This is a genomic window from Mesorhizobium sp. M1409, assembly GCF_040317535.1.
Taxonomy (GTDB): Bacteria; Pseudomonadota; Alphaproteobacteria; order Rhizobiales; family Rhizobiaceae; genus Mesorhizobium.
On sequence record NZ_JAMYKV010000002.1, the window covers coordinates 88,540 to 99,750 of the forward strand.

Annotated in this window: 10 protein-coding genes; 7 read left to right on the forward strand and 3 right to left on the reverse strand. The window is 62.7% G+C overall.

The window, feature by feature from the left end:
• Positions 1–5: 5 nt before the first annotated feature.
• Positions 6–1,280, reverse strand: coding sequence for an NAD(P)/FAD-dependent oxidoreductase (locus tag NKG99_RS01895; protein ID WP_352863605.1), 1,275 nt, complete (start codon positions 1,278–1,280; stop codon positions 6–8).
• Positions 1,281–1,296: 16 nt separating this feature from the next.
• Positions 1,297–1,965, reverse strand: a complete 669-nt coding sequence (locus NKG99_RS01900) for a haloacid dehalogenase type II (RefSeq protein WP_352863607.1) — start codon at positions 1,963–1,965, stop codon at positions 1,297–1,299.
• Positions 1,966–2,284: 319 nt separating this feature from the next.
• Between NKG99_RS01900 and NKG99_RS01905 the strand changes: the two genes are divergently transcribed.
• From NKG99_RS01905 to NKG99_RS01935, 7 genes are all read left to right on the forward strand, one after another.
• The gene (locus tag NKG99_RS01905) at positions 2,285–3,124 is read left to right on the forward strand and encodes a GNAT family N-acetyltransferase (RefSeq protein ID WP_352863609.1); all 840 of its coding nucleotides are present in this window, start codon (positions 2,285–2,287) and stop codon (positions 3,122–3,124) included.
• Positions 3,125–3,138: 14 nt separating this feature from the next.
• Positions 3,139–4,512 carry an aspartate aminotransferase family protein gene (locus NKG99_RS01910; RefSeq protein ID WP_352863611.1) on the forward strand — a complete coding sequence of 458 codons (1,374 nt, stop codon included), beginning with the start codon at positions 3,139–3,141 and terminating at the stop codon, positions 4,510–4,512.
• 269 nt (positions 4,513–4,781) lie between these two features.
• On the forward strand, positions 4,782–5,474 hold the full coding sequence (locus tag NKG99_RS01915) for an HAD-IA family hydrolase (RefSeq protein ID WP_502913053.1): 693 nt from the start codon (positions 4,782–4,784) through the stop codon (positions 5,472–5,474).
• 64 nt (positions 5,475–5,538) lie between these two features.
• Entirely contained in the window at positions 5,539–7,149 is a 1,611-nt protein-coding gene (locus tag NKG99_RS01920) for an ABC transporter substrate-binding protein (RefSeq protein WP_352863615.1), read from the forward strand.
• An 88-nt stretch (positions 7,150–7,237) separates the two neighbouring features.
• The gene (locus NKG99_RS01925) at positions 7,238–8,188 is read left to right on the forward strand and encodes an ABC transporter permease (protein WP_352863617.1); all 951 of its coding nucleotides are present in this window, start codon (positions 7,238–7,240) and stop codon (positions 8,186–8,188) included.
• A 2-nt stretch (positions 8,189–8,190) separates the two neighbouring features.
• The gene (locus tag NKG99_RS01930; RefSeq protein WP_352863619.1) at positions 8,191–9,036 is read left to right on the forward strand and encodes an ABC transporter permease; all 846 of its coding nucleotides are present in this window, start codon (positions 8,191–8,193) and stop codon (positions 9,034–9,036) included.
• A complete protein-coding gene (locus tag NKG99_RS01935; protein ID WP_352863621.1) occupies positions 9,033–10,688 on the forward strand; it encodes an ABC transporter ATP-binding protein in 1,656 nt (551 codons plus the stop codon). The genes NKG99_RS01930 and NKG99_RS01935 overlap by 4 nt, the downstream gene beginning before the upstream one ends.
• 39 nt (positions 10,689–10,727) lie before the next feature.
• Here NKG99_RS01935 and NKG99_RS01940 read toward each other — a convergent pair whose 3' ends face one another.
• Entirely contained in the window at positions 10,728–11,204 is a 477-nt protein-coding gene (locus NKG99_RS01940; protein WP_352863623.1) for an Lrp/AsnC family transcriptional regulator, read from the reverse strand.
• Positions 11,205–11,211: the final 7 nt, after the last annotated feature.

Here is an 11,211-nt window from a genome sequence, read left to right on the forward strand (position 1 = left end):
GGACGTCACTGAATCCGATCGAGCGCCTTGTAGTAGAGGCCGACCATCGGCAGGAACCAGGGCTTGCCGGAATAGCCGGGAATGTCAGGCCACTCGAACCCCTTCATTGGATTGAGATCCTCGCGGCCGAGCATGGCATCGGCCATGATCATGCCGAGATGCGTGGAAAGCTGCGCGCCGTGGCCGGAATAGCCCATGGCGTACCAGACGCCGTCATGATAGCCGGCGCGCGGGAAGCGGTCCTTGGTCATGTCGACCAGACCGCCCCAGCAATAGTCGATCTCGACCTTGGCGAGTTGCGGGAAGATCGTGGCAAGGCTTGCCTGCAATATCTGCCCGCTCTTGGCGTCGGATCGCTGGTCCGAGGTCGCCGAGAAGCGTGCGCGGCCGCCGAAGATCAGGCGGTTGTCCGGTGAGAGCCGGAAGTAGTTGCCGATGTTCATCGAGGTCACGCATGTCCGGTTGCCGGGCATGGTCGCGGCGATCTCGGTGTCGCTCAACGGCCGCGTGGCGATAATGAAGCTACCGACGGAGATGATCCTGCGGCGAAAATAGCTGAAATTCGGCGTGGTATAGGCGCCGGTCGCCACCAGCACATTGCCGGCGTTGATCTGGCCGCGGGAGGTGGTGAGTTCATGCCTGGTGCCGACCTGCTTGCGGTTCGTCACTACCGCGTTCTCGTAGATGACGGCGCCGTGGCCGGCGGCTGCAGTGGCCAAGCCTGCCACATAGCGGCCCATATGCATCATGGCGCTTTTCTTCGACAGCATCGCGCCGTGGAAGGGCGAGCCGATCTCGGATTTGATATCGGCCGCAGACAGCAGTGCCGTATCCGGATCCACTTCGGCATGGAGGGCGTCGAAATTGCGGGCGATCGCTTCGAAATGCTGCGGCTTGGAGGCGAGCTTCAGCTTGCCGGCGCGGCGGAAATTACAGTCGATGCCTTCCTCGGCGACCAGCGCCTCGATGGTGTCGACGGAATCGTCCAGCGCCCGGTAGAGCGCGATCGCGCGTTCCTTGCCCAGCTCCGCCTTGGCCGAGAGGTAGCTGTGGGCGAGGCCGTTGTTCAAGTGTCCGCCATTGCGTCCGGACGCGCCCCAGCCCACCCCCTCCGCCTCCAGCACCGCCACCTTGGCGCCAGCCCTCGCCAGTCGGTGCGCGGCGGCAAGGCCGGTGAAGCCGCCGCCGATGATGGCGGCATCGTAGTGCCCCTCGACGGGGCCTGGCGCCCCGCCGGTAAATACCGGGGCTGTGTCGTGCCAGTAGGAGATCAGTTTCATCGGCAATCCGCCTGTTTCAAAGCCCGACCACGCCTGCAAGACCCGAAATGTCCGATATCTCGACATAGCCGTAGTACGGGTTGGCCGGTTCGTGGCCGCGATTGACCCAGACCTTGTTCTTGATGCCGAGGTCGTGAGCCGACATCAGGTCGTAGCGGAAAGAGGACGAGCAGTGAAGAATATCTTCCGGGCCGCAGCCCAGCCTGTCGAACATGTATTCGAAGGCTTGGAAACGGGGCTTGTAGGCCTGCGCCTGCTCGGCCGTGTAGACGGCATGGAACGGCGCGCCGAGCTTCTCGACATTGGACATGATCTGCGCGTTCATGGCGTTGGACAGGATGACCAGCGGAATTTCCTTGGCCACCTTCGCCAGGCCGGCCGGAACGTCGGCGTGCGGCCCCCAGGTCGGGACGCGATCATAGACCATTCTGGCGTCGTCAGGGCTGAAGGCGACGCCGTTGCGCTTGCAGGTGCGCTCGAGCGCGTTGTGGATGACGTCGGCATAGGGCTTCCAGTCGCCCAAGATCTCGTCGAGCCGATACGCGGCGAAGTTCTTGATGAACTCCTGCATGCGCGGCTCGTTCAGCCGGCTGCCATAAAGGTCGCGCGCCGCTTCCGCCATCTGAAAATTGGTCAACGTGCCATAGCAGTCGAACGTGATGTATTTGGGCCGGAAGAAAGCCATGTCCGTCGATCTCCAGTGGAAGCACATTCGCGTTGGGACGTATTTCATCATATGACGGCAGGTGGCGATCTACCTGACCGAAATAGCCCTCCCGAAAGCAGAAAGTTCCGTATCCGCCGTCCGGTTTGGCACGCTGTAGCATCTTGACGGTCGATGGGAGCGGCGGTCTCGGAGTCAAAGGCATCCGCCGTGGCCGGCGCCAGCACAAGATGCGGCGCATCCCTCGCGCTACGGCGAAAGATACTGCCGAAACCAACGCCTTCAGACGATCTGCGGCGCGCCGATGGACGAAACTTGGCGTCAGACGGAAGGATGCCTCATGCAGCACGGCGACATCGAACTCCAGGCCTTCGGGCCGGACCATATTGAGGGAGCCGTAGTGCTTTCTCGCCAGGAGAACTGGCCGCATCGCCCGCAGGACTGGCAGATGGCCCTGCAGCTCTCGAACGGTGCGGTCGCGCTCGATGACCAGGGCCGCGTCACCGGAACCATCCTGGTAACGCCCTACGGCGCGGATTGCGCCATGATCAACATGGTGATCGTCGACAGGAATGTGCGGGGCAAAGGGCTCGGGCGCCGGCTGATGGAACAGGCCTTCGCCCTTGCCGAGGACCGTCCGCTGCGGCTCGTCGCGACAGCGGACGGCATGCCTCTCTATGAAAAGCTCGGCTTTGTATCCTCTGGCACCGTTCTGCAGTATCAGGGCAAGGTTGCAGAATTTGACGCGCCTGAAGGCGTGGAAGCAGCAAGTGCCGACGATCTGCCGACGATCAAGGCGATGGACCGCGAGGCCTATGGCGCGGACCGGGAAGCTCTGATCGATGCGCTGGCCGAGCGCGGCGAATTCGCGGTCATCCGCCGCAGTGGCGCCATAGAGGCCTATGCCGCGATCCGCCCGTTCGGACGCGGCGAGGTAATCGGCCCGGTCATCGCCGGAAACGTCGAGGACGCCAGGGCACTGATCAGTTTCTTCGCCACATTGCGCCCCGGCGCCTTCCTGCGTGTGGATACCGATCGCCTGACCGGCATCGCCAATTGGCTCGGGGAAATCGGCCTCGCCCATGTCGGCGGCGGCGTGACCATGGACCGTCCGTCCAGGAAGAACGCGGCACAGGACCGGCCAAAAGTTTACGCCCTCGCCAACCAGGCGCTCGGCTAGCGCGGAGGACAACAATGCTCGCCAATTCCCTGATCGAACTCGACCGTGCCCATCTTATTCATCCGGTCTCGTCATATCGCGGTCACGAGGCGCTTGGCGTGCGTGTGCTGAAATCGGCGAAGGGCGCGACGGTGACCGATGCGTCCGGGCGGCAACTCATAGACGGTTTCGCCGGGCTGTGGTGCGTCAACGCCGGCTATGGTCACGACAGCATCGTAGAGGCGGCGGCCCGGCAGATGCGTGAGCTTCCCTATGCCACCGCCTATTTCGACCTCGGCTCCGGGCCGGCCATCCGGCTCGCCTCGGAACTGGCCGAGCGCGCGCCAGGCGACCTCAATCATGTCTTTTTCACGTTGGGGGGGTCGGACGCCGTCGACAGCACGATCCGTTTCGTCCGCTACTACTGGAATGCCAAGGGCGAGCCGCAACGCGACCAGTTCATTTCCATCGAGCAGGGCTATCACGGGTCGTCCGTGGTCGGCGCGGGCCTGACCGCGCTCCCCGCCTTTCACACCGGTTTTGGCATTCCCTTTGAATGGCAGCACAAGATTCCTTCTCCCTATCCCTACCGCAACCCGGTGGGCGAGGACGGAAACGCGATCATCGCCGCATCGTGCGCCGCGCTGAAGGCCAAGATCGAGGAGATCGGGCCGGAACGGGTCGCTGCCTTCTATGCCGAGCCGATCCAGGGCTCGGGCGGCGTCATTGTTCCGCCCAAAGGCTGGATCAAGGCGATGCGCGAGCTCTGCCGGGAGTACGGTATTCTGTTCATCGCCGACGAGGTCATCACCGGCTTCGGCCGCACGGGCCCCTTGTTCGCCTGCACTGATGAAGACATCATTCCCGATTTCATGACGACCGCGAAGGGGCTGACCTCGGGCTATGTTCCCATGGGCGCCGTGTTCATGGCCGATCATGTCTACGACGTCATCGCCGATGGCGCGGGCGCTTCGGCCGTCGGTCACGGCTACACCTATTCCGCCCATCCCGTCAGCGCCGCCGTAGCGCTTGAGGTGTTGAAGCTCTACGAAGACGGCCTGTTGGAGAATGGCATCAAGGCTGGCGCTCGCCTGATGGCGGGATTGGAGGGCCTCAGGGACCATCCGCTGGTCGGTGACGTGCGCGGTCGCGGCATGCTTGCCGCGATCGAACTGGTGGTCGACAAGAAGAAGAAAACACCGCTTCCGGCGTCGGCCATGCCGGCACGGCGCGTCTTCGACAGGGCGTGGGACAATGGCCTGATCATCCGTGCCTTTGCACACGGGGTTATCGGCTACGCACCTCCGCTCTGCTGCACCGACAGCGACATCGATGCGATCATCGAGCGGACGCGTCGGACGCTCGACCAGACGCTGGCCGATCCCGACGTCCGCCAGGCCCTGGCATGACGGGCGAAGAATACCGCGTGTTTCGAAATAGCGCCGGGGCAGACGATTTCGCAATTTTGTGCCGCCCCCTCACGCCTTTTCGGCGAATCCAGCGCGGGGGAAGTGCCAGACTGCATTTAAGACAAGGCCAGAAAGCCCAAGTTTCCGGGTTTTTGAAAAAGGCCAGCGCCCCGGACAGCACGCAATTTTGTTCTGTTCAGAACGATGTAATTCGGCCCTGCGCAGAGGAGAGCTAAATTTTGGCCAGGGGCTTTAGCGAATTCAAATACATGACCTTCGATGTGGTCGGCACGCTGATCGACTTCGAAGGTGGCATCACGACTTGCCTGGCCGGGATTGCCGCCGAAGCTGGCGTGTCCATCGATGGCGAAGCGGCATTGGCTCTGTACCGGCAGGCCCGCTATATGCCCGATGCGAGCCTGTTTCCCGACGATCTCGTACGTGTCTACATGGTCATCGCGCCACAGCTCGGCCTGCCGTCCGAGGAGAGATACGGCATGCGCCTGCGGGACTCCGCCAGCGCCTGGCAAGGCTTTCCTGACAGCGCGGCGGCATTGGCCGAGCTTGCGAAATCGCACAGACTGATCGCCATGACCAATGCCCGGCGATGGGCGCTCGATCATTTCGAGAAGCAGCTCGGTTCGCCCTTCTTCGCTACCTTCACCGCTGACGACACCGGCACCGAGAAACCGGAGCCGGCCTTCTTCCAGAAGGTCTTCGATTTCGTGGCCTCCCGGGGCGACAGCAAGGATGACATCTTGCACGTCGCGCAAAGCCAGTACCACGACATTGGCATATCCCGAGCGCTTGGCATGACCAATAGCTGGATCGAGCGCCGGCATGCCCAGAAGGGCTATGGCGGCACGATCGAACCGGAGCGTTTCACCGTGCCGGACCACCACTTCACCTCAATGGCCGCATTGGCGGCGGCCGTGCGGGAAAGCCAGAAGGAACGAACCTGAGCCCAAGCCCGGAAAGCCGCAACAAGACGAGCAACCCGGAACAACAAACAGAAAGGGGAATGATATGACCGACAAGATCTCGAACTGGACCAGAGCAGACGATGCCATGGTCGAAAACGCCATTCGGCGGGGCGCGAGCCGCCGCGAACTGCTCAAGATGCTGCTGGCCGGCGGCGCCGCGATTGCCGCGGGCAGCGCGGTGCTCGGCCGCGCCACGAATGCCGTCGCCGCCACGCCGGCTTCCGGCGGAACGTTCAAGGCAGCAGGCTGGTCGTCCTCGACCGCCGACACGCTCGATCCGGCAAAAGCGTCGCTTTCCACCGACTATGTCCGCTGCTGCTCGCTCTACAACCGGCTGACGTTCCTCGACAAGGACGGCGTCACGCAGATGGAGATGGCCGAGAGCTTCGACAGCAAGGACGCCAAGACCTGGACGGTGAAGCTGCGCAAGGGCGTCACGTTCCACGACGGCAAGGATCTCACCGCCGACGACGTCGTCTTCTCGCTGAAGCGCCATCTCGATCCGGCGATCGGTTCCAAGGTCGCCAAGATCGCCGCGCAGATGACCGGCTTCAAGGCAGTCGACAAGTCGACCGTCGAAATCACGCTCGCCGATCCGAATGCCGACCTTCCGACCATCCTGTCGCTGCATCACTTCATGATCGTGGCGGACGGCACCACTGACTTCTCCAAGGGCAATGGCACTGGCGCCTTCGTGCTCCAAACGTTCGAACCGGGCGTGCGGTCGGTCGTTACCAAGAACAAGAACTATTGGAAGTCGGGCAAGCCCTATCTCGACTCGTTCGAATTCATCGCTATCAGCGACGACAGCGCCCGCGTGAACGCGCTCTTGTCTGGCGACATCAATTTCGCCGCCTCGATCAATCCGCGCGCCATGAAGCTCATCGGCGGCCAGCAAGGCTTCGAATTGTCGAAGACGACCTCGGGCAACTATACCGACCTCAACATCCGGCTCGACATGGATCCGGGCAGCAAGGCCGATTTCGTCGCCGGCATGAAAAATCTCGTCAACCGAGAGCAGATCGTCAAATCGGCGTTGCGCGGCCTCGGTGAAATCGGCAACGACCAGCCCGTCTCGCCGGCGAACATCTTCCACAATACCGACCTCAAGCCGAAAGCCTTCGACCCGGACAAGGCCAAGTTCCACTTCCAGAAGTCGGGCTTGCTCGGCCAGTCCATCCCCGTGATCGCCTCCGATGCCGCGACCTCTTCGATCGACATGGCGACGATCGTCCAGGCTGCCGGTGCCGAGATCGGCATGAAGCTCGATGTCCAGCGCGTCCCGTCCGACGGCTACTGGGACAATTACTGGCTCAAGGCGCCGGTCCATTTCGGCAACATCAATCCGCGGCCGACGCCGGACATCTTGTTCTCGCTCCTCTACGCTTCGAACGCGCCGTGGAACGAAAGCCAGTACAAGTCCGAGAAATTCGACAAGCTGCTCGTCGAGGCGCGCGGTTCGCTCGACCAGGCCAAGCGCAAGGAAATCTACGGCCAGATGCAGACCATGGTCTCCGAGGAGGCCGGCACCATCATCCCGGCTTACATTTCCAACGTTGATGCCCTCTCCAGCAAGGTGAAGGGTTTGGAGGCGAACCCACTCGGTGGCATGATGGGCTACGCAATGGCGGAATACCTCTGGCTCGAAGCCTGAGAGGCGCCTGCCAGGGACCGGACAGCCAGTCCCTGGCACCTTAATTGCGCAACATGGCTTGGCCGAACGCAACCGCAGGAGCGCTTCCATGACGTCTGGGGTTCTAAACCTCGTGCTGAAGCGGCTGGCGATCGCGGTCGTCACGCTTTTGATCGTGCTGTTCGCCGTTTTTTTCGCCACCAGCATGCTGCCCGGCGACACCGCGTCGATCCTGCTCGGCCAGGCGGCGACTCCGGAAGCCGTCGCTGGTCTGCGCGAGGCCATGCATCTCAACGATCCGGCAATCCTGCGCTTCCTGCGCTGGCTTATCGGCCTGCTCCACGGCGATCTCGGCACGTCCTATGCCAACGAGATGCCGGTCGCGGCGCTGATCGGCGGGCGCTTCGTCAACACCATGAAGCTGGCCGGCATCACCACACTGCTTTCGGTGCCGCTGGCGCTGACGCTCGGCATCACCGCCGCCACGTTGCGCGGTTCTCTCTACGACCGCACCGTCACCATTCTTTCGATCGGCATCATCTCCGTGCCGGAATTCATGGTCGCGACCCTCGCGGTCCTGCTTTTCGCCGTTTACCTCAAATGGCTGCCGGCGCTGTCCTCGGTCAACGAGGCGCATTCGCTGACCGACCTCGTACGCATCTATGCAATGCCGGTGATCACGCTGACCTTCGTCATCTCCGCCCAGATGATCCGCATGACCCGCGCCGCGGTGATCGAAACGCTCTCCACGCCTTATGTCGAGATGGCGCTTCTCAAAGGCGCCTCACGCAGCCGCATGGTGCTCAAACATGCGCTTCCCAATGCGCTCGGGCCGATCGTCAACGCGGTTGCGTTGTCGCTGTCCTATCTGGTTGGCGGCGTCATCATCGTGGAGACGATCTTCAACTATCCCGGCATCGCCAAGCTGATGGTCGATGCGGTCGCGACCCGCGACCTGCCGCTGATCCAGAGCTGCGCGATGATCTTCTGCCTCGGCTACCTTCTCCTCATCACGGTCGCCGACATCATCGCCATCATGTCCAACCCGAGGCTCAGGTGACGATGGCGCGCGTGGCAGCTTCCCGACGGTCCTTCCTGGGCCACAGCTACAATCTCGTGGGCGTCGTGGCCTCGCTGGTCATCGTGGCGTGGACGCTGATCGCCATCTTCGCGCCCACCATTATTCCCCATTCGATCGGCGACATCGTCGACGACGATTATTTCGGCCCGATGCGTCAGGGGCTATGGCTCGGCTCCGACTATCTGGGCCGCGATATGCTCTCACGAGTGCTGATGGGCGCGCGTTACACCGTCGGCATATCGCTCGCCGCCGTTGTTATCGCCTGCTTCTCGGGCGTGGTGCTGGGGATGGTCGCGGCCGTCACCGGTGGCTGGTTCGACACCTGCCTCAGCCGCTTCCTCGACGCCATGAACTCGATACCCAGCAAGCTGTTCGGTCTTGTGGTCGTCGCCGCGGTCGGCTCGTCGATCCCGGCGCTGATCATGACCCTCTCCGTCATCTATATTCCGGGCGCCTACCGCTTCGCGCGGGCGCTCGCCGTCAACGTCAACACCATGGACTTCATGACCGTCGCTCGCGTGCGCGGCGAAAGCACCGCCTATCTCATCGGGTCCGAGATCCTGCCCAATATCATCCGCCCGGTTCTGGCCGACTTCGGTCTGCGCTTCGTCTTCATCGTGCTCTTGCTCTCCGGCCTGTCCTTCCTCGGGCTCGGCCTGCAGCCGCCGCTCGCCGACTGGGGCGCGCTGGTGCGCGAGAACATAGGTGGCCTGCCCTTCGGGGCTCCCGCCGTCATCGTGCCGTCGCTGGCGATCGCCAGCCTCACCATCAGCGTCAACCTGCTGATCGACAACCTGCCGCAGAAGATCAGGGACAGGGACGCATGACCAATCTCGTCGAGGTCAGGAACCTGAGGATCGAGGCGACGACCGACGCCGGACGCGTCGTCGAAATCATCAAGGGCGTCAGCCTCCACATCGCCGATGGCGAGATCGTCGCCCTGATCGGCGAAAGCGGCTCCGGCAAGACAACGGTGGCGCTCTCACTCATGGGCCACGCACGGCCGGGCTGCCGGATCACCGGCGGTGAGATCAATGTCAACGGCAAGAACATGGCCGCACTTTCCGAAAAGCAGCGGGCCAGGTTGCGAGGCACCGACATTGCCTATGTTCCGCAAAGTGCCGCCGCCTCCTTCAACCCCTCGTCCACCATCATGGAGCAGGTGATCGAGGTTACGCGCATCCACAGGCTGATGCCGCCCGAGCAGGCGCGAAAGCGAGCGGTCGAGCTGTTCCGGGCCTTGTCGCTACCGGATCCGGAAGGAATCGGCGCGCGTTATCCGCACCAGGTTTCGGGCGGACAATTGCAGAGGCTGTCGGCGGCCATGGCGCTCATCGGCGATCCCAAGCTGATTATCTTCGACGAGCCGACGACTGCACTCGACGTGACGACGCAGATCGACGTGCTGAAGGCATTCAAGTCGGTCATGCGGGCGGGCGGAATAGCAGGGGTCTACGTGTCCCACGACCTCGCGGTCGTCGCCCAGATCGCCGACCGCATTGTGGTGCTGAAGGGCGGCGAAGTGCAGGAGACCGGCACCACGGCTCAGATTCTTTCGGCCGCCCAGCACCCCTATACGCGCGAACTGCTGGCTGCCTTCGAGCCGAAGCCGAGGCAAGCGCATGCGGACGCAGATGCCGGCGCGAAGCCGTTGCTGCGCATCGACAATGTGACGGCAGGTTATGGCGCGGTGCGGGATGACGGGCTGCCTCTCATCCGCGCTGTCGATTCCGTAAGCCTAGTCGTCGAGAAGGGGCGCAACCTCGGCATCATAGGCGAATCCGGCTGCGGAAAATCGACGCTCGCGCGCGTCATCGCCGGCATCCATCCGGCGGCGGCCGGCGATATCATATTCGACGGCAAGGAATTGCAGCGCGCCGCAGGGAAGCGCAGCCAGGACCAGCTGCGCGAGATGCAGATCGTGTTCCAGTATGCCGATACCGCGCTCAATCCGGCCAAGCCGGTGGAGGACATCATTGCGCGGCCGCTGGCCTTCTATCACCGACTCGACAGGCAGGCGCGCTCGAAGCGCGTCGACGAACTGCTCGACATGGTTCGCCTGCCCAGGACGCTGCGCTACCGGCGCCCGTCGGAACTCTCGGGCGGCCAGAAGCAGCGCGTGAATTTCGCGCGCGCTCTGGCGGCCGACCCCAAGCTGATCATCTGCGACGAAATCACTTCGGCGCTCGACACGGTGGTGGCGGCCGCCGTGATCGAACTGCTCAAGGAGTTGCAGCGCGAGTTGGGCCTTTCCTACATTTTCATCAGCCACGACCTCTCCGTCGTCGAAGCGATCTGCGACGAAATCATGGTCATGTACAATGGCGAGCGGATGGAGCAGATCACGCCCGACAGACTGCAGGCGCCCACCCACCCCTACTCCAAGCTTCTGTTCTCCTCCGTGCCGAAGCTTGACCCGACCTGGCTCGATGGCCTCGTCCGCGACCCCGAACTGGTCAGCCAGTACGGCCATCGCTAGAGCGGCTCAGCATTTTACGGAAACGGTGAGTCGCTCTGACTACATCGGGAACAGGCTGGGCAACGGCATGTGCGCCTTGACGATGGGAGATTTCAGCACCACGAAGCTGAAATACTTGTCGATGCCGATATCCATGTCGCTCAGCCGCTCCATGATCTCCTGGTACTCGCCGATGCCGGCGGCCACGAATTTCATCAAATAGTCATAACGGGCGGAAACGCGGTGGCATTCGACCGCCGCATCAACTTTATCGATGGCGGCAAGGAAACGCGCGAAGTCGATCTGGCGATGGTTCTTGAGCGTGATTTCCGTGAAGACGGTGAGCGTCCGCCCCAGCTTTGCGATGTCGATCTGCGCCGAATAGCGCACGATATAGCCTTCGGCATGCAGCTTCTTTACCCGCATCAGACAGGGGCTGGGGGAGAGATTGACCCGTTCCGCCAATTCCACATTTGTGATGCGGCCGTTCTTCTGCAGCTCGTAGAGGATCTTGATGTCAATCCGATCGAGTTTCATGACCCCG